The organism is Dysosmobacter sp. HCP28S3_G4, from assembly GCF_052065175.1.
Lineage (GTDB): Bacteria > Bacillota > Clostridia > Oscillospirales > Oscillospiraceae > Oscillibacter.
The window spans coordinates 14690-37935 of the sequence record NZ_JBQHUP010000025.1; the positions used below are offsets into that span (position 1 = coordinate 14690).

19 protein-coding genes, 2 tRNA genes and 1 riboswitch are annotated in these 23246 nt (G+C 60.3%); of the genes, 16 read left to right on the forward strand and 5 right to left on the reverse strand.

The window, feature by feature from the left end:
* Position 1 precedes the first annotated feature (1 nt).
* The 6 genes from ACTNBU_RS07550 to ACTNBU_RS07575 all read left to right on the forward strand — a co-directional run bounded on the left by ACTNBU_RS07550 (position 2) and on the right by ACTNBU_RS07575 (position 5329).
* Positions 2-1039 carry an ATP-binding protein gene (locus ACTNBU_RS07550; protein ID WP_441032315.1) on the forward strand — a complete coding sequence of 346 codons (1038 nt, stop codon included), beginning with the start codon at positions 2-4 and terminating at the stop codon, positions 1037-1039.
* 171 nt (positions 1040-1210) lie between these two features.
* The gene (locus ACTNBU_RS07555) at positions 1211-2848 is read left to right on the forward strand and encodes a hypothetical protein (RefSeq protein WP_441032318.1); all 1638 of its coding nucleotides are present in this window, start codon (positions 1211-1213) and stop codon (positions 2846-2848) included.
* 194 nt (positions 2849-3042) lie between these two features.
* Entirely contained in the window at positions 3043-3240 is a 198-nt protein-coding gene (locus tag ACTNBU_RS07560) for a helix-turn-helix domain-containing protein (RefSeq protein WP_441032362.1), read from the forward strand.
* Positions 3241-3314: 74 nt separating this feature from the next.
* Positions 3315-4517, forward strand: a complete 1203-nt coding sequence (locus tag ACTNBU_RS07565) for a tyrosine-type recombinase/integrase (protein WP_441032321.1) — start codon at positions 3315-3317, stop codon at positions 4515-4517.
* A 247-nt stretch (positions 4518-4764) separates the two neighbouring features.
* On the forward strand, positions 4765-5031 hold the full coding sequence (locus ACTNBU_RS07570) for a type II toxin-antitoxin system Phd/YefM family antitoxin (protein ID WP_441032323.1): 267 nt from the start codon (positions 4765-4767) through the stop codon (positions 5029-5031).
* Positions 5021-5329 (forward strand): type II toxin-antitoxin system RelE/ParE family toxin, encoded by a 309-nt coding sequence (locus ACTNBU_RS07575; protein WP_441032325.1) that lies wholly within the window; start codon positions 5021-5023, stop codon positions 5327-5329. The genes ACTNBU_RS07570 and ACTNBU_RS07575 overlap by 11 nt, the downstream gene beginning before the upstream one ends.
* 335 nt (positions 5330-5664) lie before the next feature.
* On the opposite strand, the gene ACTNBU_RS07580 is transcribed toward ACTNBU_RS07575, so the two are convergent.
* Both ACTNBU_RS07580 and ACTNBU_RS07585 read right to left on the reverse strand, forming a co-directional pair.
* Positions 5665-5758: transfer RNA gene (locus tag ACTNBU_RS07580), tRNA-Ser, on the reverse strand.
* 28 nt (positions 5759-5786) lie between these two features.
* A tRNA-Ser gene (locus tag ACTNBU_RS07585) sits at positions 5787-5874 on the reverse strand.
* A 434-nt stretch (positions 5875-6308) separates the two neighbouring features.
* On the opposite strand from ACTNBU_RS07585, the gene ACTNBU_RS07590 reads away from it, so the two are divergent.
* The 9 genes from ACTNBU_RS07590 to ACTNBU_RS07630 all read left to right on the forward strand — a co-directional run bounded on the left by ACTNBU_RS07590 (position 6309) and on the right by ACTNBU_RS07630 (position 16929).
* Positions 6309-7748 carry an MATE family efflux transporter gene (locus ACTNBU_RS07590; protein ID WP_441032327.1) on the forward strand — a complete coding sequence of 480 codons (1440 nt, stop codon included), beginning with the start codon at positions 6309-6311 and terminating at the stop codon, positions 7746-7748.
* 160 nt (positions 7749-7908) lie between these two features.
* A complete protein-coding gene (locus tag ACTNBU_RS07595) occupies positions 7909-8508 on the forward strand; it encodes an AAA family ATPase (protein WP_441032328.1) in 600 nt (199 codons plus the stop codon).
* Between the two features lie 919 nt (positions 8509-9427).
* A riboswitch (Lysine riboswitch) is annotated at positions 9428-9594 on the forward strand.
* Positions 9595-9775: 181 nt separating this feature from the next.
* Positions 9776-10663 carry a 4-hydroxy-tetrahydrodipicolinate synthase gene (gene dapA / locus ACTNBU_RS07600; protein ID WP_441032330.1) on the forward strand — a complete coding sequence of 296 codons (888 nt, stop codon included), beginning with the start codon at positions 9776-9778 and terminating at the stop codon, positions 10661-10663.
* The gene (gene dapB / locus ACTNBU_RS07605; protein WP_441032332.1) at positions 10660-11379 is read left to right on the forward strand and encodes a 4-hydroxy-tetrahydrodipicolinate reductase; all 720 of its coding nucleotides are present in this window, start codon (positions 10660-10662) and stop codon (positions 11377-11379) included. The genes dapA and dapB overlap by 4 nt, the downstream gene beginning before the upstream one ends.
* A gap of 18 nt (positions 11380-11397) precedes the next feature.
* Positions 11398-12093 carry a 2,3,4,5-tetrahydropyridine-2,6-dicarboxylate N-acetyltransferase gene (gene dapD / locus ACTNBU_RS07610; protein ID WP_441032334.1) on the forward strand — a complete coding sequence of 232 codons (696 nt, stop codon included), beginning with the start codon at positions 11398-11400 and terminating at the stop codon, positions 12091-12093.
* Positions 12094-12340: 247 nt separating this feature from the next.
* Complete coding sequence (locus ACTNBU_RS07615) at positions 12341-13201, forward strand: transporter substrate-binding domain-containing protein (RefSeq protein WP_441032337.1); 861 nt, start codon at positions 12341-12343, stop codon at positions 13199-13201.
* 90 nt (positions 13202-13291) lie between these two features.
* A complete protein-coding gene (locus tag ACTNBU_RS07620) occupies positions 13292-14014 on the forward strand; it encodes an amino acid ABC transporter permease (protein ID WP_441032340.1) in 723 nt (240 codons plus the stop codon).
* A 12-nt stretch (positions 14015-14026) separates the two neighbouring features.
* The gene (locus ACTNBU_RS07625; RefSeq protein ID WP_441032343.1) at positions 14027-14794 is read left to right on the forward strand and encodes an amino acid ABC transporter ATP-binding protein; all 768 of its coding nucleotides are present in this window, start codon (positions 14027-14029) and stop codon (positions 14792-14794) included.
* Between the two features lie 992 nt (positions 14795-15786).
* Positions 15787-16929: a pyridoxal phosphate-dependent aminotransferase gene (locus ACTNBU_RS07630; RefSeq protein ID WP_441032346.1), complete on the forward strand. Its 1143-nt coding sequence runs from the start codon at positions 15787-15789 to the stop codon at positions 16927-16929.
* A gap of 23 nt (positions 16930-16952) precedes the next feature.
* Here the strand turns inward: ACTNBU_RS07630 and ACTNBU_RS07635 are convergent, their stop codons facing one another.
* Complete coding sequence (locus ACTNBU_RS07635) at positions 16953-17453, reverse strand: DUF6291 domain-containing protein (protein ID WP_441032348.1); 501 nt, start codon at positions 17451-17453, stop codon at positions 16953-16955.
* Between the two features lie 320 nt (positions 17454-17773).
* Here ACTNBU_RS07635 and ACTNBU_RS07640 point away from each other — a divergent pair, with 320 nt between their 5' ends.
* Positions 17774-18880: a M20 metallopeptidase family protein gene (locus tag ACTNBU_RS07640; RefSeq protein ID WP_441032351.1), complete on the forward strand. Its 1107-nt coding sequence runs from the start codon at positions 17774-17776 to the stop codon at positions 18878-18880.
* 1571 nt (positions 18881-20451) lie between these two features.
* Here ACTNBU_RS07640 and ACTNBU_RS07645 read toward each other — a convergent pair.
* Together ACTNBU_RS07645 and ACTNBU_RS07650 are read right to left on the reverse strand one after the other, a co-directional pair.
* Complete coding sequence (locus ACTNBU_RS07645; protein WP_441032354.1) at positions 20452-21876, reverse strand: alanine/glycine:cation symporter family protein; 1425 nt, start codon at positions 21874-21876, stop codon at positions 20452-20454.
* A 450-nt stretch (positions 21877-22326) separates the two neighbouring features.
* Positions 22327-22836 carry a ferritin gene (locus ACTNBU_RS07650; RefSeq protein ID WP_441032357.1) on the reverse strand — a complete coding sequence of 170 codons (510 nt, stop codon included), beginning with the start codon at positions 22834-22836 and terminating at the stop codon, positions 22327-22329.
* Positions 22837-23246: the final 410 nt, after the last annotated feature.

Here is a 23246-nt window from a genome sequence, read left to right on the forward strand (position 1 = left end):
GATGGATTATCGGCTTGATCTGGGGTGCTCCGCAGCGGGAGTGCCCCTCCGTTGGGAGAATGCCAGCAACGGACATATCGCGCTGCTGGGGCAATCCGGGCGCGGAAAGAGCTTTACCATGCGGAATCTTCTGGCCCAGCTGCCGGAGCAGGGCGTACATGCGTATGTCTTCGATTACTCCGGCGACTTTCGCGGAGAGACCGCCCGGAGCCTGTTTGCACGGAGCGCAGCGGCTGTTGATGTCCGGGATGTCCGCCAGCAGGCACGGATCAATCCCTTCCGCTCTCTGAGGCTCAGCGCCGTCTATACGGAAGACAGCGCGGATACATCCGCCAGGCTGACAGGCGCCATTCTGGATGCCTATCAGTTCCGTGGCTCTGCGCAGCCGCTGTATCTGCGGAGCGCGCTGACCGATTTCATGACATCCGCGGCGTTTCAGCCCTCCTTTGAGGCGCTGGCCTCGTTTATCGAATCCGATGAGTCCCGGGCTTCGAAAATGCAGGCATCTCTCATCCGGCTGAAAGACTTGGGCCGTATGTTTTCCTGCAGTCAGGAGGGCTGCGACTGGGGCCTGGACAAGCCCGGAATCACAATTCTGCAGTTTGACACGATCCAGGACAGAGCGGCTCAGGTGTTGGTAACGGAGCTTTTGCTGTCGGATCTGTGGGCTGAAAAGCTCCAGGCACAGCAGGACACATGCCCCATTGTTGTGCAGCTGGACGAATGTCAGCGGTTCTGCTTCGACGAGGCAAGTATGCTGCTCAGGATCCTCCGTGAAGGACGGAAGTACCATATCAACGGCTGGTTTGCCTCCCAGTGGCTCAACAGGAGAAATGCGGTCTGCGCATTGGAGCAGGCTGCTCTGCGGGCGTATTTCTATCCGGGGGACCGGAATATCCATGCGCTTGCCCGGGCGCTGTGCCCCAATTCGGCGCAGACCCGGCAATGTGAGGATCTGATCCGCAGACTGCAGGTGGGACAGTTCCTGTACACGGACCAGACGGGGCGTCTTCTGTTGAACTGCGTGCCGCCGCAGTAGGTGCTTCCATGTGCGGCAGATGCGAAATCCTGTGCTAAATCAGGAGTCGGGCAAAGCAAAACAGCGGCAATTCTCCGGTAATTTTCAGAATACCTGCGGTAATTTAGCAGCAGGCATAGCATTTTTCACAATCATGCGATACAATCAAAACAGCTTGGAGGTAACAGCAATATGGACGAATACAGAATGGAGCAAAGCCTGTTTGACCTTGGCGACAGCTATGGAGAAGAGTGGAGGAAAAAAGCTGCAGCCGGCCGCCCTGCATGGTCGAAAGGCACACCGGAACCGGAAAACGATCTGCGTAATGATTATCAATGGCTCAGGCATTTTATGACATGGCGCGCAGTGATTGGCAGCCAGCAGGTCAAATGGTTCGACAGCCAGGGATATCCCGTGATAAAGGAAGTCTATGCCTTGCAGCATATTGACCTTTCAGAGCGCACAAATAACGAAGTCCGGAAGTTTTGTGAAGCTGAAGAAGACCGGTTTGAGCGGACCCATGCAAGCGTTGAGAATATGGTCATAGAATTCTGCCAAAAGCAACCGCAGCAGGTCTTCTATTACAAGATGACGCCCAAGAATTATTTTCTGCTGTATGATGCCCCGCTTCTGCTCTATTTGCATGACTGTCAGAAGATACAGCCGGAAACAGCTCTCATCCGGGAGCTTGAATGCCCGGAGTGCTATCAGTCGATTTTTGACAAAACGCCAGTAGCACAGCGGGAGGCTGCATGGTTTGGCGTGACAATCCGGCGGCAGGACGATCTGAATGACGGAAATGTGATCACCGTGCCCGCGTTTTGCAAAAAAGGCCGGCTGGAAGCTTTTCAGAGATTTATTACATATGGCAGCAAAGCGACCCATGTACACATGTTCCAATACTACGTCCGATGCCTGCCGGACCACCGACAGCTGGAAGCTGTCCCGGGTTTTCAGGAGGAAGACGCCTGGTATTTTGAGATGTGCACCGGTCTTTCTCTGACTGTGGAGATTACGGCGCTTTTAGCGGAATTGGGGGTAAAGCCGTCTGACGAACAGGCGGAAGGGAAAGGGAGCGTAACATGGTCCGACTGCCGCCTGAAAATCATTTGTGAATTACTGCGAAAACACCGGGAGAACATTATCAGATGTCCGGCCATTTATTGGCGAGCAGCTTCCATTCGGAATGTGATCCGGCAGGTTGACAATCAATGCAGAATGAAGGAACTTCAGCTGGAGCGTCAGATTTATCTGGCCTATCCGGAGAAGCAGCCGGTGGTCTGCCCGGAAACAGAACAGGGGTGGCGTCAATTTGCCGCCGGACAGTTCGAGTACTATTTCTTCACCGACTTGCTGATGATTGGGGTCAATATCTCCTCCAAATCTAAGATGTGGTTTGCTGAAAAGTGTCTCCATGACACAATGGGAACCACCTTGGAGGATCCGGAAAGATACTTTTCCAATATAGATGATATCGAGGAAGCAGAGTTCATGCGCGCGGCAGAAAACCAAGTACATAATTTCCTATGTGCCGATACCATCGTACGCACAGAGGTGCTTATGCGCAACGCCAAGACTGCCCCGTATACTGCCGACAGAGAAAAGAAGGGTTTCTATTTTCGGGGGTGCCTGCCAAAGGAGGATCCTGTTGTGGAAGATATGATTGGCAGTACCAGAATCCCTTCCAAAAAATCAGAAGCGGATCAGCAGAGCCTGAAGAAGCTCAGAAACGCCAATGTCACCGAAGAGCTTTTTGAGAAGATCCACCAAACACTCTATGGCACGGAATCCGACAGTGACCGCGGGTTCCTCCTGCCCCGGGGATTTTAAAAGTATATACAACCAGTTCCGAAACCTGCCCGCAGTTCAAAAGGCTGCGGGCGGATTTTTTATTTTATTTGTGCCCGTTCACCTAGCGAAAAAGCATGGGGTTTCGTGGTAAGCTGGTTTTATCAGAAAGCATATAGAAGACCCCTGGAGAGGGGGATAAAAATACTACGATTATATATCAGGAGGGTTTCATGATGATCCACGCAAACACAAGTTCCCTTGACAGCCTGCCGCTGGTACTGACCGTCCCTGAAGCTGCGGAGGCCCTTCGTATCGGAAGAAACACAGCATATGAACTGGTACGCTGTGGACGGATCCACGGAATCAGAATCGGGCGTCAGTTGAGAGTTCCGAAGTCTGCGCTGCTGTCCTATTTAAATGAGGGAAATTGAACGAAAGAGGGGTGGAGGCATGCATGTCTCCACCCTCTTCATCAATGTGATAAACATCATAGGAGGAATTACAAATGGCTCGGAGGAATGGGACCCGCGGAGCACATGGGTCCGGGACGATCCGCAAGAAAAATGTGATCCGCAATGGGCAGAAATACACATACTGGGAAGCCCGTATCACCACAGGGTACGATCCTGGCACAGGTAAACAGATCCAGCGTTCTTTCTCCGGCAAAACGCAGAAAGAAGTTCTGGAAAAAATGCAGGCCGCTGCGGTAGCCGTGAATGAAGGCACCTACTCGGCACCGTCCAAAATGACTCTCGGAGAGTGGCTGGACATATGGGAAGCAGAATATTTGGGAGATGTGAAACCATTCACTGTGGCATCCTATAGAGGGCAGATCAGAAACCATATCAAGCCCGCCCTTGGTGCTGTAAGGCTGGAAGCACTGGCCCCGCATGACATTCAAAAGTTCTACAATGACCTTGGAAAGTCTGAAAAAGGCAAACAGGGGCTTTCAGCGAAGACCATTAAAAACATACATGGCGTCCTCCATAAGGCGCTGCAGCAGGCGGTGGAGAATCAGTATATCCGCATCAACCCGGCGGATGTATGCAAGCTGCCCAGACGTGAAAAGGTGGAATTCCACCCTCTGGATGAACAGCAGATTCCCCTGCTTCTGGAGGCTGTCAAAGGCCACAGGTTTGAGGCGCTGTATACCGTGACGCTCTTTACCGGAATGCGGAAAGGAGAAGCGATGGGTCTGCAGTGGTCCTGTATCAATTTCCAGCAAGGCACGATTACGATCAATAAACAGCTCCAGCAGGAGAAGAAAAAGAACAGCCAGTACGTGTTTGCCTCTCTGAAAAACGGGAAAAGCCGGACGATCTCTCCGGCTCCCTGGGTCATGGAGTACCTGAAGGAACATAAAGCCCGGCAGGCGGAGGCAAAACTGAGAGCAGGTCCGCTCTGGGAGGAGCATGACCTGGTGTTTACAGACGACTGTGGATGCCATCTGAAGTCCAGCACAGTCTACAATGACTTCAAGAGGATCGTGGCGTCCATTGGCTGTCCGGACGTCCGTTTTCATGACCTTCGCCACAGTTATGCCGTGGCGGCAATCAGCGCAGGCGATGACATCAAGACGGTACAGAGCAATCTGGGACATGCCACTGCTGCCTTTACCCTGGACGTATACGGCCATGTGACAGACCGGATGAAACAGGCCAGTGCGGAACGTATGGAGGAGTTCATCAAAGACATATTGAAATTATAGGGGAAACTCTCCGTGAAAGCCACAAGACCCTGAAATCATTGCGATTACAGGGTTCAGCCTGTCGAGAAGGCCCGCTGCCTCTTGATGCGCAGCCTGGTTCCCCGGCAGGCTGTGCCTGCTCTGGCGTGAGAGATATTGAAAACAAGCTTATTTGCAGTGTCGAGGCAAGCGATATATGCTGCGTCTTGACCTAAGGAAATAATTCGTCTATAATTATATCAGAATAATTACCGGAGGTGGCTTTGAAATGTTTATCCGTTCAGCAACCGCATTAAGAAACGACTATGACGGCATGGTCAGGCTGTCCAAGGAGAATCAGGAGCCCATCTTCCTGACCCGTAATGGCGACGGCGAAATGGTTTTTCTGCCCATCGAACTGTGGGAGAAGCGTGAGGCGGAGTTGGATATGCTGTCCATGCTCCTGAAGCGGGAACAGAGCAGACAGGCTGGAGCGAAAACCTTTTCCATGGAGGAAATGAAAGCCATCACGGAGGACGTACTTCGTGAAGATTGAATGGCTTTATGAAGCACAGGCAGAGTACCGGGAACTGCTGGTTTACTACCGCAATACTGTGGGGCCCCCCGCAGCCAGGAAATTTGCGGACAGCATTTTTGACGCCGTAAGACAACTGGCGGATTTTCCGGAGATGGGCGTATTGAAGGAAAGAATGCTCCTGGGACGGTACGGTTTTCGCGCCCTGTTTATCGGCAAATATGTCTGTATCTACCGCGTGGATGAAGATGCTGTCCGCATCTTCCATCTGGCCGATGCCCGCAGCAATTATATGTACAATCTGTTTGGCATTGAATGACGCAATGCGACACCATTTGAAGCTGGATTTTGCAGTAAGGATCTCCGGAACGATCCGTGGATCGATCCGGAGATCCCAATCACTGCAAAGCAAAACGGCCGAAATAAGGAATGGAATTTGTACAATCATCCGATCAGGCGGCAGGCAATCTGGAATACGCCGCCTATTATTCTGGAAGTATACGGTCATGCGACAGGCTGGGTGAAACAGACCAGCGTGGAACGCATGGAGGAGTTCATCAAAGGCATATCGAAATTATAAGGGAAAACCAAAGGGAAAACTTTCCGCAAAAGTCACAAAAAACCCTGGAACCATTGCGATTCCAGGGTTTTTCATGGCGCGGAAGGAGGGATTTGAACCCTCGCTGCGTTTTTTAGACACACTACTCCCTTAGCAGGGGAGCCCCTTCGGCCTCTTGGGTACTTCCGCATCTGTCAAGTTTCTCGTGTCTTTCGGTTGGCGGAGAGAGTGGGATTCGAACCCACGGACACTTGCGCGTCGCCGGTTTTCAAGACCGGTTCCTTCAACCACTCGGACATCTCTCCATCTCGGGGCTTCCGTCCGCACTTCAGAACACTTGCAGTATATTAGCACACTTCCCCCCTGCTTGTCAATCCATTTCCGCAAAATCCTTCCGGAATTTTTTTCGTCCTTCTCCCGTCTCAAAATTTGTGGAAATTCACCTTTGCATTTCCCTTTCCCATCCATTATAATACCCACCAGACGTGTTGCCAGGGCGGCGTAATTCCGGTCCCCCTGACGGCCCGTCTTTTTTTCTGTGCGGAGACGCCCGGCGTCTCCCCTGCGATACAACTGCATCCGGCAGATCAGCGTGTGGCCTCAAGCGGCGTAAATCCAGCGGCTTGGGCGTCACGCGCTTTTTTTCGCCCGCCGTCCCATCCCCGGCCTGCATCTCTGTTCAATTTTTGCGTCCCGCCGCCTCTTTCCGGCTCCGGACGCCTGATTCAAGGAGGAAATTATGGAAGACCGTTCTCAAGCAAACGCATTTCTGGTACAGCAGCCCATGGGCAGGCTGATGCGGGGCTACAGCGTCCCGTGCATCATCTCCCTGCTGGTGGCCGCCCTGTACAACATCGTGGACCAGATCTTCATCGCCAACGCCAGCTATCTGGGCTCCTACGGCAACGCCGCCAACACGGTGGTGTTCCCCCTGACGGTGGTGGCCCTGGCCGTGGCCGTCATGATCGGCGACGGCTGCTGCGCCTACGTCAGCCTCAGCCTGGGCGCCGGTCAGAAGGAGCGGGCCCACCGCAGCATCGGCAGCGCCGTGGTGCTGTCCATCCTCTGCGGCGTCATCATCCTGGCCGTCTACTTCCTGCTCCAGGAGCAGATCCTCACCTGGTTCGGCGGTCGGGTCAACGACGAGACCTTCACCCTTGCCAAGGAGTACTTCACCTGGATCACCGCCGGCATCCCCTTCTACATGTTCGGCCAGGCCATGAACCCCATCATCCGGTCCGACGGCAGTCCAAAATTCGCCATGGCCTCCACCCTGGCGGGCGCGGCCGTCAACATCGTGCTGGACCCGGTGATGATCTTCATCTTCCGCTGGGGCATGATGGGCGCCGCCGTGGCCACGGTGCTGGGCCAGATCGTCACCGCCGCCCTGTCCGTCTGGTATCTGTGCCACATGAAGTCCGTGGCTCTGGAGAAGAAGAGTTTCCGGCTCAGCGGCAGTCTCATGCGGCGGTTCCTGCCCCTGGGCATTTGCAGCTTCCTGTCCCAGATCTCCCTGGTGGCCGCCATGGCCGCCATACAGAACATGGTGCTGTACTACGGCGGCCTGGATGAGATCTTCGGCCAGGCCCAGTACGCCCAGATCCCCATGGCGGTGCTGGGCATCGTCATGAAGTTCTTCCAGATCGTCATCTCCATCGTGGTGGGCATGGCCGCCGGCTGCATCCCCATCGTGGGCTACAACATCGGCGCCGGACGCTCTGACCGGGCCAAGAGCCTGTTCACCCTGCTGCTGACGGCGGAGGCCATCGTGGGCGCCGTGTCCCTGCTCATCGTGGAGATCTTCCCCCGGCAGCTCATCGCCATCTTCGGCGCCGCCAACGAGAGTGTCTACTACACGGACTTCGCCGTGAAGTCCTTCCGGGTGTACCTGTGCATGATGATCTTCGCCTGCGTCAACAAGGCGGCCTTCATCTTCCTGCAATCCCTGGGCAAGCCCTGGAGCTCCACCATTCTGTCCATGGTCCGTGAAGTGGTGTTCGGCGTGGGCTTCGCGCTGCTGCTGCCCCGGTTCTTCGGTCTGGACGGCGTGCTGTACTCCATGCCCGTGTCGGATATCCTGACCTTCATCGCCTCGGCGGTGGTCATCGTCCTGACGTACCGGGAGCTGAACCGGAACGCCGCGGAGGAGGAATCCGCCCGGGCCAAAAGCCAGGCGTAATTTGATCCTATTCTCCCATTAAAATAGGATATTTTAATGGGAGCTGCCGCGCTTCGCGCGTCGGCGCGTCTCATAAGAATCCAACGCGCCGTTGGCACTATAAAAATAAGACAAATGTCTTATTTTTAATGGATTCTAGTATGAAAAGGAGGCATCATCCATGAAAAAGCGCATCATCACCATCAGCCGGGAATTCGGCAGCGGCGGACGGACCGTGGGCAAGCAGCTGGCGGAAAAGCTGGGCGTGGACTACTATGACAAGGAGCTGGTGAAGCAGATCGCCTCCGCCAGCGGCTTCGCCCCCGCCTACGTGGAGGAGCACAGCGACTACGCCCAGGGCAGGAGCGCCTTCTCCTACGGCCTGTTCCAGTCCGGCGGCAGCGGCCTGCTGTCCGCGGAGGACTATCTGTGGTGCGTCCAGCGGGGCGTGATCCTGGATCTGGCGGAAAAGGCGCCCTGCGTCATTGTGGGACGCTGCGCGGACTACATCCTCCGGGAGCGGCAGGACTGCCTCCACGCCTTCCTCCACGCGGACAAGGCCTTCCGGGCGGAGCGGATCGTGCGGCTGTACGGCGAGTCGGAGAAGGCGCCGGAGAAGCGTCTGGATGAGAAGGACAGCCGCCGCCGGGTCAGCTACAAGCACTTCACCGGCGGGGACTGGGGCATGTCCCAGAACTACCACATCTCTCTTTCTACCAGCGCGCTGGGGCTGGAGACCTGCGTGGAGATTTTGGCGGAGCTGTTCCAAAAGGAAAGCTGAAGGTTTCCCCCCTTTGCGGGGGTGCGGAGGTGCGCCCCTTCGGGGCGCGGGAAGTTCCGGCGAAGGCCGGGGGCTTGCGGCTCCGCCGTGGGGGAACACGTTCTCCCCGTGAGGACGGGGGTGTCGGGGAAGCCCGGCGGCTTCAAAACCCCCTTTCTCTTTTTCCGAGGAAAAAGAGAAAGCGCCTTTTGATGGTGTCAAGAGAAAAAGGCTGGGCGGCGGCATTCCGGACTTCGTCCGGAACGCTCGCAGCGCCTGTTACGGGGGTTTTGGCCCGGTAGTGGCTGATGGCTCGGACCACTCAACCGCATATGGCAGTTGTGAAAGTTGGGGGTATTTCCGGATGCACCCTGCTTCTCTTTTTACTGCCGCACCCTGGCGGTTGCGGAGGGCCTGGCAACCTGCTTTCGATACCCGGCCGGGCAGCGCATAGCGAAGCGGAATGCGCGGGAGGAGAAGGACAGACCTTGCGATCTTCCACCCCACGATGACTGCCGGGGTCCTGCGAGCTGCGGCGGAGCAGTCTCGACAACAGCCAATGTGCTCCGCACCCGGCAGAAGGCTGGCAAGTCTGGTCGGCACCGATTCGGAAGACCCCCGCACTTCCGCCAACTGGCCCGCAGGGCCGGTTGCGCGGCAAAAAGCGATTTTCTCTTCCACCGGGCGCGACGCATTCTCTTTTTCAAGAAAAAAGAGAATGGGGGGCGCAAAGCCGCCGGGCTTCCCCGGCACCCCCGTCCTCACGGGAAAAGGTTTTGAAGCCTGCGGCCTTCGCCGCACTCCCCCGCGCCCCGGGACGGGGCGCACCCCCGCACCCCTGCGAGGGACCCCCGCAAAACTGCCAAAATCCCATTGGGATGGAAATGCAAATTTTTCATTTTCCCCTTGCAATCCGCATAGAGTGGTGCTATGATGTCAAAAACGAGATAGAGGCGCGGACGCGACGCATCTCCGGGAGCCGGCGGGCTGAGAACGGAGAGAGGGCAAATCCGCCGAATTCTCCGTTCCGGCGGGATCGGGGGGTGGGACCGTGGGTGATACCTGCGGGACTGTCCGCGGCATTGCCGCGGTTGCGCTATCGACCGCTTTGTGATCTTCCGCGACGGAACGTGGTGAGAGAACCGGCAGAGGCGCGTCCTCTGTCGTTTTTTTGTGCCCCGGCGGCCCCGCCGGGAGACAACCGCCCCGGACCGGCTTCCGCGGAGCCGCTCCGGACCGGCCGTACAAGAGGATCTCAACAACATTCTGTATCTGGAGGAGAAACATTATGAAGTTCGAAAACATCAAGGGTTCCATCGTCGCCATGGTCACCCCCTACCATGAGGACGGCAGCATCAACTTCGAGGTGCTGACCGAGCTGCTGGAGCGCCAGATCCGGGAGGGCACCGACGCCATCCTCACCCTGGGCACCACCGGCGAGTCCGCCACCATGACCCACGAGGAGGACGCCTCCATCGTGGAGCACACCATCAAGGTGGTCAACGGCCGGGTGCCCGTCATCGTGGGCTGCGGCTCCAACTGCACCGCCACCCAGAAGGAGAAGGGCATCCAGTATCAGAACATGGGCGCCGACGCCCTGCTGATCATCTCCCCCTACTACAACAAGGCCAACACCGAGGGCATGTACCGCCACTTCGCCGAGACCGCCGACGCCGTCCACGTGCCCTGCATCCTGTACAACGTCCCCGGCCGCACCGGCTGCTCCATCCCCGTGGAGGTGGTGGAGCGCCTGGCCAAGCATCCCAACGTGGCCGGCATCAAGGAGGCCAGCGGCAACATGTCCTACGCCATGAAGATCGCCCACTGCATCGGGCCGGACTTCGCCCTGTACTCCGGCAATGACGACATCACCGTCCCCCTGATGAGCATCGGCGGCAGCGGCGTCATCTCCGTCTACGCCAACGTCATGCCCCGTATGTGCCACGACATCGTCATGGATTACCTGAACGGCAATCAGGCCAAGGCCATGGAGAACACCAACCGCTACCTGAAGCTGATGAACGACCTGTTCATTGAGGTGAACCCCATCCCCGTGAAGACCGCCATGAACATGATGGGCCTGAACGTGGGTCCCATGCGCCTGCCCCTGTATGACATGAGCGAGAAGAACGCGGCCGTCCTGCGGGCCACTCTGGAGGAGGCCGGTCTGCTGTGAAGATCCTGCTGATCGGATACGGAAAAATGGGCAGGCTGATCGCGTCCACCGCCGAGGCCGCCGGGGACGAGATCGTGGGCGTGTTCCACCGGGAGAACCTGGGGGCGCTGGAAAACACCGGGAAGATCGCCGACGTGGTCATCGACTTCTCCCAGCCGTCCACCCTGCCCGCCGTGGAGGAATACATCCGCCGCACCGGCACCGCCCTGGTGTCCGGCACCACCGGCTACTCCGCTGAGGAGCTGGCCCGGGTCCGTGCCCTGGGGGACTGCGCCCCGGTGCTGTGGGCCGCCAACTACTCCATCGGCGTGGCGGTGTTCCGCCGTGCCCTGGCGGAGGTGGCCGCGGTGCTGAAGCCGGACTTTGACATCGAGATGACGGAGACCCACCACAACCAGAAGGCCGACGCCCCCAGCGGCACCGCCAAGCTGCTGCTCAGCGCCATGGACCCGGATGGGGAGTACACCCCCGTCTACGGCCGGGAGGGGGCCTGCGGCAAGCGGGGCAAGAAGGAGATCGGCGTCTTCGCCCTCCGGGGCGGCACCGTGGCGGGCACCCACACCGTCCACTTCTTCGGCCCCGACGAGGAGCTGGAGTTTACCCACCGGGCGGCCAGCCGTCAGATCTTCGTCAACGGCGCGCTGAACATGGCCCGGCGCATGGCCGGAAAGCCCAACGGGAGCTACGATCTGGAGACGCTCCTGTTTGGAGAATAATTCGTCAGGAGAACAGCAATGAACGCACAGGAGATCATCGACTATATCGCAAATTCCGAGAAAAAGACCCCGGTGAAGGTGTACGTGAACCTGACCGCCCCGGTGGACTTCGGCTCCGCCAAGGTCTTCGGGGACGGGAACAGCAAGGTCGTCTTCGGCGACTGGAGCGAGCTTGCCCCCATTCTGGAGCGGAACGCCGCCGCCATCGCCGACTGCGTGGTGGAGAACGACCGCCGGAACTCCGGCGTGCCCCTGCTGGACATGAAGGCCGTCCCGGCCCGCATTGAGCCCGGCGCCATCATCCGGGAGAAGGTGGAGATCGGCAAGGGCGCGGTCATCATGATGGGCGCGGTCATCAACATCGGCGCCGTCGTGGGCGAGGGCACCATGATCGACATGGGCGCCGTGCTGGGCGGCCGGGCCACCGTGGGCAGGAACTGCCACATCGGCGCCGGCGCGGTGCTGGCCGGCGTGGTGGAGCCCGCCTCCGCCACTCCCGTCATCGTGGAGGACGGCGTGCTGGTGGGCGCCAACGCCGTGGTCATCGAGGGCATCCACGTGGGCAAGGGGGCCGTTGTGGCCGCCGGAGCCGTCGTGGTGGAGGATGTGCCGGACAACGCCGTTGTGGCCGGCTGCCCCGCCCGGGTTATCAAGATGAAGGACGAGAAGACCGAGGGCAAGACCGCCCTGGTGGACGCGCTGCGAAAGCTGTAATCTTTTTCCCTGCGGGAAACGGGCCTCTGGAAGACCGGGGGTCCGTTTTTTGCGCCCCGTCCGGGACGCACCACCAGTCCCCTGCGAAGGGGACCCTGCAAACTCCCACATTTTCGTCGAAACAAACAAATTCCCCCCGTTTAATTCTATGTTCTTTGTCCGCTTTCCGTCTTTACGAGAGCGATTTAGTGTGGTAAACTGCTAACATACCAAATTCGGGACGCGGTCCCAAATGGAGGATTTGATGATGAACATGAAGAAATTCGGGGCCCTGCTGCTGGCAGCGGCCATGACCCTTTCCCTGGCCGCCTGCGGTTCCAGCAGCTCCAGCGGTTCTTCCGCCCCTGCCGCTTCCGCTTCCGGCTCCGCCGCCGGTTCTTCCGCCGCCGCTTCCGAGCCCGCGGAGACCATGATCTACGCCGTGGAGGCCGGCTCCGCCGGTGAGGCCGCCGCCCAGGAGAACGGCTTCGAGTACAACTCCGTGGCCTCCCAGGCCGACGCTCTGATGGAAGTGGCCGCCGGTACCTCCGACGCCGCCATCATCGACCTGCTGATGGCCGTGGCCATGACCGGCGAGGACACCAGCTATCCCAATCTGACCTATGGTGACGGTCTCACCACCGAGGAATACGGCGTTGGCTGCCGCAAGGGCTCCGACCTGGCCTATTACATCAACGACGTCTTCTCCGAGGCCTACGCCGACGGCAGTATGCAGGCCGTGGCCGAGACCTATAAGCTCCAGGACGCCATGGTGGAGCAGCCTGACGCCGCCGGCTTCACCCCTACTGAGGACGGCGACGTGGCCTATATCCAGGACAAGGGCACCCTGGTGGTCGGCATCACCGACTTCGAGCCCATGGATTACAAGGACGCCAACGGCGAATGGATCGGTTTCGACGCCGACATGGCCAAGATCGTAGCCGAGAAGCTGGGCGTGGAGTGCCAGTTCATCGAGATCGACTGGGACAACAAGATCATGGAGCTGGATTCCAAGAACATCGATGTGGTCTGGAACGGCATGACCCTCACCAACGAGGTCATGGGCGCCATGGACTGCACCAACCCCTACTTCAACAACGCGCAGGTGGTAGTCACCGCCGCAAAGTAATTTCCCCCTGAATGCATCCTTCAAAGGCAGAGAGCTTCCGGCCCTCTGCCTTTGAGCGGCTTACGATTACAGACAGAACGAGGTTTCGCCATGCTTTGGAATGTGACACTGACGCTGCTGAAAGGTCTGGGGACCACGGCAGAGATCTTCTTCCTGACCCTGCTGTTCGCCCTGCCCCTGGGTCTGGTCATCGCCTTCGGCTCCATGAACCGCTGGCAGCCCTTCCGGTTCCTGCTGTTCGGCCAGACGCCTCCCGGCGCCTTCGGACGGCGGCTGGCCGGGTTCCGGCCCATCAGCGCCCTGTGCAACGTGCTGGTGTGGGTGGTGCGGGGCACGCCCCTGATGCTCCAGCTCATCGGCTTCATGTACATCCCCGGCATCGCGGGCCACAACTTCTGGCCCGCCGGTGACACCGGGCGGATGATGGCCACGGTGGTGGCCTTCTCCCTGAACTACGCCTGCTACTTCTCCGTCATCTACCGGGGCGGCATCCAGGGCGTGCCCGTGGGCCAGCGGGAGGCCGGCGAGGTGCTGGGCATGACCAAGAGCCAGATCTTCTTCAAGATCACCCTTTTGCAGATGGTCAAGCGCATCGTCCCCCCCATGTCCAACGAGATCATCACCCTGGTGAAGGACACGTCCCTGGCCCGGATGATCGCGGTCTACGAGCTGACCTTCACCGGCTATTCCTACATGAAGAGCAGCGGCCTGGTATGGCCCTTCTTCTACACCGGCGTGTTCTACCTGCTGTTCGTTGGCGTTCTGACCATCGTGTTCAGCTGGGTGGAGCGGAAGCTGGACTACTTCCGATAAGGAGGCGCGGAAATGGCGATTTTGGAAGCACAGCATATTGAGAAGCACTTCGGCGCCACGCCCGTGCTCAGCGACATCTCCTTCTCCCTGGAGGAGGGCCAGGCACTGTCCATCATCGGCTCCTCCGGCTCCGGCAAGACCACCCTTCTGCGGTGCCTGAACTTCCTGGAGACGCCGGACGGCGGCACCATCTCCGTCCGTGGGGAGAAGCTGTTCGACGCGGCGGACCCCGCCACTCAGAACGAGAAGGACATCCGGAAAAAGCGGCTGCACTTCGGTCTGGTGTTCCAGAACTTCAACCTGTTCCCCCAGTACACGGCATTGCAGAACGTGACCCTGGCCCGGGAGCTGCTGGCGAAGGAACGGGGCGGCGAGAGCAAGGCGGAGATCGAGGAGGCGGGCCGGGAGCTGCTGGCCCAGATGGGCCTGGCCGACCGGGCGGGCCACTATCCCCACCAGCTGTCCGGCGGACAGCAGCAGCGGGTGGCCATCGCCCGGGCCCTGGCCATGCACCCGGACATCCTCTGCTTCGACGAGCCCACCTCCGCCCTGGACCCGGAGCTCACCGGCGAGGTGCTGCGGGTCATCCGGGAGCTGGCGGAGCAGCGGACCACCATGATCATCGTCACCCACGAGATGGCCTTCGCCCGGGACGTGGCGGACCAGCTGATCTTCATGGACGGCGGCGTCATCGTGGAACAGGGCGACCCCCATCAGGTCATCGACCACCCCCGGGAGGAGCGGACGAAGCAGTTTTTGTCCCGGTACTCCGCCCAGTGAATTGAATTTGTTCCCCCTTTTACCCTCTTTTACGGAAGCGCCTCCGGTATTGACCGGGGGTGCTTCTGTTTTTGCGCCCTGCGCGGGAGGCGGGAATTTTTTCCGTGGGACGGGGGTGCCGGGGAAGCCCGGCGGCTTTGCGGCGGTCCCGCCGCGGGGATGCGCCCCCCATTCTCTTTTTTCTTGAAAAAGAGAATGCGTCGCGCCCGGTGGAAGAGAAAATCGCTTTTTTCCGCACAACCGGCCCGCAGGGCCAGTTGGCGGAAATGCGGGGGTCTTCCGAATCAGTTCCGACCAGACTTGCCAGCCTTCTACCGAGTGCGGAGTACATTGGCTGTCGACGATACTGCTCCGCCGCAGCTCGCAGAACCCCGGCAGTCATCGTGGGGTGGAAGATCGCAAGGCCTGTCCTTCTACTCCCGCGCATTCCGCTTCGCTATGCGCTACCCGGCTGGGTATCGAAAGCAGGTTGCCAGGCCCTCCGCAACCGCCAGGGTGCGGCAGCAAAAAGAGAAGCAGGGTGCATCCGGAAATACCCCCAGCTTTCGCAACTTCCATATGTGGTTGAGTGGGCAAAAGCCCGCAAGTCCCCACCGGGCCAAGCCCCCGTAACAGGCGCTGCGAGCGTTCTGGACGAAGTCCGGAATGCCGCCGCCAAGCCTTTTTCTCTTGACACCATCAAAAGGCGCTTTCTCTTTTTCCTCGGAAAAAGAGAAAGGGGGTTTTGAAGCCGCGGCCTTCGCCGGCACTCCCGTCTTCACGGGAAGAAAGAGTTCCCCCGCGGCGGAGCCGCAAGCCCGCGGCCTTCGCCGCACCACCCCCGCGCCCCGGTACGGGGCGCACCCCCGCACCCCGCGGGGAACTCCCCTCCCCCATGTGCCGCCAAGTCACAAAACACTTGCAATTCCCATATTCCCTGCGCTATACTTGGATAGGAAAAAGCTGCGGGGGCGGTGATCTCCGGAGCGCATAGAAAGAGGAGCGTGCATCCCATGGAACTGAAATTGAACGAGGCCGTTATGAACGTGCAGCTGTCCGGCATCCGCCGGTTCACCTTCCTGGTGCGGGATACCCCCGGCGCCTGCGCACTGACCATCGGCGAGCCGGATCTCAACACCCCCGACGTCATCAAGAACGCCGCCAAGGCCGCCCTGGACGCCAACGACACCCACTACCCCCCCGGCAACGGCATGCCCTACCTGCTGAAGGCCATCTCCGAGTACGAGGCGGAGGCCCACGGCCTTCACTACGCCGCCGCCAACGAGATCATCGTCACTGTGGGCGCCACTGAGGCGCTGTCCGTCAGCCTGTCCACCGTGCTGAACCCCGGCGACGAGGTCATCATCCCCACCCCCGCCTTCGGCCTGTATGAATCCCTGGTGCAGCTGCGCCAGGGCGTCCCCGTGGCCCTGCCCACCGAAGACAACCACTTCCAGATCGACCCCGCCGCCCTCCGGGCCGCCATCACGGAGAAGACCAAGGCCATCATCCTCACCTCCCCCAATAACCCCACCGGCTGCATGTACTCCAGGGAGAACCTGGACGCCATCCATGAGGTGCTGAAGGACAAGCCCATCTTCGTCATCTGCGACGACGTGTACCGCTCCCTGGTCTACACCGACGGCTACCACAGCTTCGCCGAGTATCAGGACATGCGGGACCGGATCATCGTGGTCAACAGCTTCTCCAAGCCCTACGCCATGACCGGCTGGCGTCTGGGCTGGTGCATGGCCGACGCCCCCGTCATGGACCGGATGCAGGTGTTCCACCAGTACGCCGTCACCTCCGTGCCGTCCTTCGTGCAGCCCGCCTGCGTCACCGCCCTGAAGACCCCCATCGACGACGTGGTGGAACTGTTCCGCCGCCGCCGGGACTACGTCTACCAGCGCCTGACGGACATGGGCTTCACCGTGGAGAAGCCCGAGGGCGCCTTCTACGTGTTCGTGGACATCCGGAAGTACGGCATGGACTCCCTGACCTTCTGCGAGAAGATGCTGAAGGAGGGCCTGGTGGGCGTCATCCCCGGCATCTACTTCGGCACCGAGGGCTTCATGCGCCTGAGCTACTGCTACTCCGACGCGGACCTGAAGGAGGGCCTGGACCGCATCGAGAAGTTCATCAAGACCCTGGAATAAGGATACAAGCCGGCCGGGCCGCGTCAGCGGTCCGGCCGTTCTTCGTCTCCGGCGGGCTCCTCCGGCGGCGGGCAGGGACGGGGCGGGCCGCTGCCGTCCTTGGGCGGATGGGCGGCGTCCCGCTGGCGGATGTACTTACCCATCCAGCAGATGTCCTGCTCCGGTTCGCACCCGGCGGGCTTCGGGGCGGACTGGGAACGGCTGTTCCGCCGTTGGGCGGCTTGGGAACGGCTGTTTCGCCGTTGTGCGGCCTGGGTGCAGCTGTCCCGTTTTTTCTTCCAGGAATCCGTCTCCCGGCGGATATTGGCCGCCAGAAAGCGAAAGACGATTTTCGTGCCGTTATCCATGCCCGGAAAGGCGGACAGAATATCGGACGGCGGCTGATCCGTCTTTGCCTCCTCCATGGCGTACCGGAACAAGGCAGTGAACAGAATTCCCCGCTGCTCCATGGTCAGCCCTTCCAGACAGTCGTATGCGTCAAAATGGACGAGAAAGCTCTTTTTCTCGGCTGGTCCCATGCTCATATATTGCATCTCCTCCCGCCCCAGCGCCCCTGCACCGGAAAATTTGCACGTTTGGGGGCAATGACCCCAGGTGACCTGGGGTGACGTGGGGTGACCTGAGGTGACCTGGGGTGACGTGGGGTTAAGGTAAAGGTAAAGGTAAAGGTTAAGGTTAAGGTCAATGTTAATGTAAAGGTTCTGTTATGGCGCGCCGCGTTGGGCGGCGCGGCGGCGGAGCCGCGAAAGAGAGAAAATTTAACCAATCTGTAATGTTCGGGCCGTTTGGTTTGTGCTATACTGGAAAAGACTTATGAACCCCCAGCCTGAAAGGAGAACCTGTCATGTCTGTCCCTGTAGTGGAATACCGCCGCGCACTGCACCGCATCCCGGAGCTGGACAATCAGCTGCCGGAGACCACGGCCTACGTGACGCGGGTGCTGTCCGGCCTGCCCTGCCGTCTCATGAACCCCATCCGGGGGAGCGTCTGCGCCTATTTTGACGCCGGCCGGCGGGATACCGTGGCCTTCCGGGCGGACATGGACGCCCTGCCGGAGGAGGAGGCCACGGGCCTGCCCTTCGCGTCGGAGCATCCGGGGAGGATGCACGCCTGCGGCCACGACGGCCACACCGCCATGGCCCTGGCCCTGGCGGAGTACGTGGCGGCCCATCCGACGGAGCTGCCCCGGAACGTGCTGTTTTTGTTCCAGCCGTCGGAGGAGACCACCGGCGGGGCCAAGCTGCTGTGCGACACGGGCCTGCTGGAGAAGTACCGGGTGCGGCGGGTGTTCGGCCTGCACCTGTGGCCGGGTCTGGCGGCGGGCACCGTCTGGTCCCGTCCCGGTCCCCTGATGGCCCGCTCCAGCGAAGTCACCGTCTCCCTGACGGGCAAGAGCGTCCACCTCTCCAAGCATGACCAGGGCATCGACGCCCTGGTGGCCGGTGCGGAGTATCTCCGCCGGGCCTACGCCATGATGGAGCAGCTGCCTCCGGCGGAGCCGTCCCTGCTGCGGTTCGGCAAGATGACCTCCGGCACCGTCCGGAACGCCATCAGCGGCCAGACCCGTCTGGAGGGAAGCCTGCGTACATACTCCGAGAACACCTTCCGGTTCTGCCGCCAGCAGCTGCGGGACATCGGCCGGTCCGTGGCGGAGGAGAGCGGCTGCGCCGTCACCGTCCACCTCAGCGAGGGGTATCCGGCGGTGTGGAACCACGAGGAACTGTTTGAGAAGATCCGGGCCGGACTGGGGGACAGCGCCCCCGGCATCCTGGACCAGCCGGTGCTGGCGGCGGAGGACTTCTCCTTCTACCAGCAGAACGTGCCCGGCGTGTTCTTCTTCCTGGGTGTGGGCGACACCGCCGAGCTGCACTCCCCCAACTTCGCCTTTGATGACGAGGCCGTGCTGCCGCGGGGCGTGGAGTTTTTGCAGAAACTGCTGATGTTGAAATGAGTTTTCCCCCCGCGCGGGGGTGCGGAGATGCGCCCCGCCCCGGGGCGCGGGGAAGTGCGGCGAAGGCCGATGGCTTGCGGCTCCGCCGCGGGGCAAACCCTTTTTCCGTGTAGACGGGAGTGCCGGGGAAGCCCGGCAGCTTCAAAACCCCCATTCGTCGTCGGGGCAAACTGCGCTATATTCGGGACGCCCTGCGGGGGAGGGCATCCCTCATGCCGCTCCGTTGCCCCTCCTCTTCCCCACAAAACCCGCTTCGCTGGGCTTTTGTGGGGTGCCCCTTTCGTCTTGCCGAAAAGAAGATGCGCCTTTTGATGGTGTAGAAGAAAAGACGCTGGCGGCGGCATTCCGGGCTTCGCCCGGAACGCTCGCGGCGCCTTTTACGGGGGTTTTGGCCTGGCGGGACTCGAGGCCTTTGCCCATTCAACCACATATGGAAGTTGCGAAAGCTGGGGGTATTTCCGGATGCCCTCAGCTTCTCTTTTGCTGCCGCATCCTGGCGGTTGCGGGAGATTGGCGGAAAGGGTGGTTCCGGATGCCCTGCCCTCCTCTTTTGCTGCCGCCCCCTGGCAGTTGCGGGAGATTGGCGGTTGGCGGTCCCGGATGCCCTGCCGTCCTCTTTTTGCTGCCGCATCCTGGCAGTTGCGGAAGACTGTCGGTAGGCGGTCCCGGATGCCCTGCCGTCCTCTTTTTGCTGCCGCACCTTGGCAGTTGCGGATAGCTTTGCGGCAGGCGGTCCCGGATGCCCTGCCGTCCTCTTTTTGCTGCCGCATCCTGGCAGTTGCGGAAGACTGTCGGTAGGCGGTCCCGGATGCCTTGCCGTCCTCTTTTTGCTGCCGCACCCTGGCGGTTGCGGATAGCTTGGCGGTTGGCGGTTCCGGATGCCTTGCCGTCCTCTTTTTGCTGCCGCACCCTGGCGGTTGCGGATAGCTTGGTAACCTGCTTTCGATACCCAGCCGGGTAGCGCATAGCGAAGCGGAATGCGCGGGAGTAGAAGGACGGGCCTTGCGATCTTCCACCCCACGATGACTGCCGGGGTTCTGCGAGCTGCGGCGGAGCAGTATCATCGACAGCCAATGTACTCCGCACTCGGTAGGAGACTTCTATTGAAAGTCGGCACTGATTCGGAAGACCCCCGCATTTCCGCCAACTGGCCCGCAGGGCCGGTTGTGCGGCCAGCGCCTTTTCTCTTACACCATCAAAAGGCGCATTCTCTTTTCGGCGCAACCGAAAAGAGAATGGGGGTTTTGAATCCGCCGGGCTTCCCCGGCACCCCCGTCCCACGGGACGGCCGCACTCCGCAAAGGAAAAACGCCGGTCCCGTGCTCACGGAAGAATTACCCCGCACTCCCCGCCCATGGCGAAATGGGCAAAAAAAGTCCGCCGCCATCCCGCGAGCAAACGGGACGGCGGCGGTTCGGGAGGGCGCCGCGCTTCCGGGCGCCGCTCCGGGGAAACAGGCAGACAGCGGCGACCGGGGCGGGAACCGCGGACAAGAGGGGTTCTGTCCGCGGGGCCGAAATCCCGCCTGCGGCGGCGTCTGAACCTTTTCCGGCTTGGGAAATGGGGGGAACTCAGGCTTTCTTCGCCAGCTTCGCCTGCTTCCAGGCCTTCTTCTGCAGCTCCACCTCCGGCTGGAAGTCCTTCATGTCCTTGGCGATGGTGCCGGACAGGATCAGCAGGCAGATCAGGTTGGGAATGGCCATCAGGGCGTTGAAGATGTCGGAGATGTTCCACACCACCTGCAGGTCCTGGGTGGCGCCCACGAAGGCGATGAGGGCGAACACGATGCGGTAGAGCATGACGGGCGTCATGCCGCACAGGTACTCCACGGCCTTCTCGCCGTGATACTCCCAGCCCAGAATGGTGGAGAAGGCGAACAGCGCGATGCCGATGGTCACCAGGATGCCGCCGGCCTTGCCCAGCACGGTCTCAAAGGCCAGGATGGTCAGCGCGGCGCCGTTGATGACCTTGCCGTCGGCGCCCACGGTGCCCAGCACGCCGGAGGAGCAGATGGCCAGACCCGTGACGGTGCAGATGACGATGGTGTCGAAGAAGGTGCCGGTCATGTTGATGTAGCCCTGCCGGACGGGATGGTCCGTGGTGGCGGAGGCGGCGGTGATGGCGGCGGAGCCCATGCCGGCCTCGTTGGAGAAGCAGCCCCGGGCCACGCCGTAGTGGGCGGCGTTGAGGACGGAGGTGGTGATGGTGCCCGCGAAGCCGCCGGCGGCAGCCGTGGGGGAGAACGCCATCTTCACCATGACCACGATGGCCTCGGGAACGGCGGTGATGTTGCCCAGGATGACGATGAGGCCGGCCGCGAAGTAGAACACGGCCATGACGGGCACCACCACGGAGGAGACCTTGGAGATGCTCTTGATGCCGCCGATGACGATCAGCAGGGACAGGCCCGTGATGACGGCGCCCACGATCCAGGTGGGCACGCCGAAGGTGTCGAAGATGGACTCGGCGATGGAGTGGGACTGGGTCATGTCGCCGATGCCGAAGGAGGCGATGACGGTGAACACGGCGAACAGGAAGGCCAGCAGGCTGCCCAGCCATTTGCAGGAGATGGCCTTCTTCATGACGTACATGGGGCCGCCGGACATCTCGCCCTTGGCGTTGACCTCACGGTACTTCACGGCCAGCATGCACTCGGAGAACTTGGAGGTGATGCCGAAGGCGGCGGACAGCTCCATCCAGATCAGGGCGCCGGGGCCGCCGGAGGCCAGCGCCGTGGCCACGCCCACGATGTTGCCGGTGCCGATGGTGGCGGCCAGGGCCGTCATCAGGGCGGAGAAGGGGGAAACGTCGCCGGTGCCCCGGGACTTGGTCCGTGCCTCTTTGCTGACCACGCTCTTCAGTGCGTAGCCCAGGTTGCGCCAGGGAAGGAATCCGGTGCGGATGGTCAGGAATACGCCGGTGCCCACCAGAAGGACCAGCATTACGGGGCCCCAGACGATACCGTCGATCTTGTCGACCCATTCTGCGAATGTCATATGATCCTCTCCTATTTCGTTGTTTTACCGCTTGTTTGACCTCTCTCCGGCGGTTCGCCTCGGCCGGCCACGCCCTGTTTTGCAGCCCGTCGGAAATATGATTCACAGTGTAGCGCAAAAACTTTCATCTGCAAATTGGGATATCCACGAAATTCCAACCGAAAATTTACAATTTTTTTACATGCCATCCAATTCGCCAAAATTTATTGTCTGTACAGATCTCTGGTTGTATGACATCACGATAACGTTTCATGAACGCAGGATTTCCGCAGTTTTCCCCCTTGTTTTTGCACGAAAAATTGCAGAATTTTGTCCCGCCAGCCGTGGACTTACCATGAGGATATTGTCCGGGACCGGCGGATATGACAAAACCGGCCCCGGCGGAGAGGCCGGGACCGGTGGTTGGGTCCTGATTAAAAATGCGCAGAGGGACGCGCCGTCCTGCAATTTTTACAGGACCAGGGAGGGGGCGGAGTACACCCGGCTCTGGAGCTCGCTGTTGAGCATGTACAGGCCCTTGGGGTCGCTGCCGAACAGCTCCATCTTGGTGATCTGGTCGCTGGAGTTCTTCTCCTCCTCGCCCTGCTCCTTGACGAACCAGTCCAGGAACTGGACGGTGCGGAAGTCGTTGACGCTCTGGGCGGCGGCGTAGATGGTGTTGATGAGGGACGTGACGTACTGCTCATGGGCCAGGGCCGCCCGGAGGGGCTCCACCAGGCCGGTGAAGGTCTTGTCAGGCTTGTCGATGGCCTTCAGGGTCACGGCCTGACTGTTGTTCTGGAGATAGTGATAGAACAGCATGGCGTGGTCCTGCTCCTCCCTCGCCTGGATCTCGTACCAGTTGGAGAAGCCGTCCAGGCCCTTGGCGGCGTAGTAGTTGGCGATGTCCAGGTACAGATAGGCGGAGTACAGCTCCTTGTTGATCTGGTCGTTCAGCAGTTCATGGACCTTTGCATCCATTGGAAAAACCTCCCTTTCAAATGTCACCGCAAAAACGGTTAGAATTACCTAACCCGTAGTATAGCACGGTGATGGAAAATGTCAATAGAACGGGGAATTTTTTCTCTCCCCCCCCGGGAGTGCGGGGATTTTGCGGGGTGCCTCGCGGGAGATTTTCCTTTTTCCGTGGGCACGGAGGTTGCCGGTTCCCGGCAGGATGCGCCCCCCATTCTCTCCCCCGGGGAGAGAATGCGTCGCGCCCGGTGGAAGAGAGGCGCCAGGGGAACCCTTTCGATGGGGTTCCCCTGGACCCCTCCGCGATGGAAATGTCAAGAAATGTGCAGTCGGAAGACACCCAAAATCTGAAATGCTGACAATATGCGCGTGCTAAGCGGCGCTCTGCCGGTGGTTGGCCGCCCACTCCCGGTAGC

Excerpts from the sequence above, each read along its gene's own strand:
- ACTNBU_RS07620 (WP_441032340.1), top strand. The coding sequence starts at position 13,292 with ATGCTTTGGAATGTGACACTGACGCTGCTGAAAGGTCTGGGGACCACG.
- dapA (WP_441032330.1), top strand. The coding sequence starts at position 9,776 with ATGAAGTTCGAAAACATCAAGGGTTCCATCGTCGCCATGGTCACCCCC.
- ACTNBU_RS07630 (WP_441032346.1), top strand. The coding sequence starts at position 15,787 with ATGGAACTGAAATTGAACGAGGCCGTTATGAACGTGCAGCTGTCCGGC.
- ACTNBU_RS07595 (WP_441032328.1), top strand. The coding sequence starts at position 7,909 with ATGAAAAAGCGCATCATCACCATCAGCCGGGAATTCGGCAGCGGCGGA.
- dapD (WP_441032334.1), top strand. The coding sequence starts at position 11,398 with ATGAACGCACAGGAGATCATCGACTATATCGCAAATTCCGAGAAAAAG.
- ACTNBU_RS07645 (WP_441032354.1), bottom strand. The coding sequence starts at position 21,876 with ATGACATTCGCAGAATGGGTCGACAAGATCGACGGTATCGTCTGGGGC.
- ACTNBU_RS07615 (WP_441032337.1), top strand. The coding sequence starts at position 12,341 with ATGAACATGAAGAAATTCGGGGCCCTGCTGCTGGCAGCGGCCATGACC.
- ACTNBU_RS07635 (WP_441032348.1), bottom strand. The coding sequence starts at position 17,453 with ATGAGCATGGGACCAGCCGAGAAAAAGAGCTTTCTCGTCCATTTTGAC.
- ACTNBU_RS07590 (WP_441032327.1), top strand. The coding sequence starts at position 6,309 with ATGGAAGACCGTTCTCAAGCAAACGCATTTCTGGTACAGCAGCCCATG.
- ACTNBU_RS07640 (WP_441032351.1), top strand. The coding sequence starts at position 17,774 with ATGTCTGTCCCTGTAGTGGAATACCGCCGCGCACTGCACCGCATCCCG.
- ACTNBU_RS07550 (WP_441032315.1), top strand. The coding sequence starts at position 2 with ATGGATTATCGGCTTGATCTGGGGTGCTCCGCAGCGGGAGTGCCCCTC.
- ACTNBU_RS07650 (WP_441032357.1), bottom strand. The coding sequence starts at position 22,836 with ATGGATGCAAAGGTCCATGAACTGCTGAACGACCAGATCAACAAGGAG.
- ACTNBU_RS07625 (WP_441032343.1), top strand. The coding sequence starts at position 14,027 with ATGGCGATTTTGGAAGCACAGCATATTGAGAAGCACTTCGGCGCCACG.
- ACTNBU_RS07560 (WP_441032362.1), top strand. The coding sequence starts at position 3,043 with ATGATCCACGCAAACACAAGTTCCCTTGACAGCCTGCCGCTGGTACTG.
- ACTNBU_RS07570 (WP_441032323.1), top strand. The coding sequence starts at position 4,765 with ATGTTTATCCGTTCAGCAACCGCATTAAGAAACGACTATGACGGCATG.
- ACTNBU_RS07555 (WP_441032318.1), top strand. The coding sequence starts at position 1,211 with ATGGACGAATACAGAATGGAGCAAAGCCTGTTTGACCTTGGCGACAGC.
- ACTNBU_RS07565 (WP_441032321.1), top strand. The coding sequence starts at position 3,315 with ATGGCTCGGAGGAATGGGACCCGCGGAGCACATGGGTCCGGGACGATC.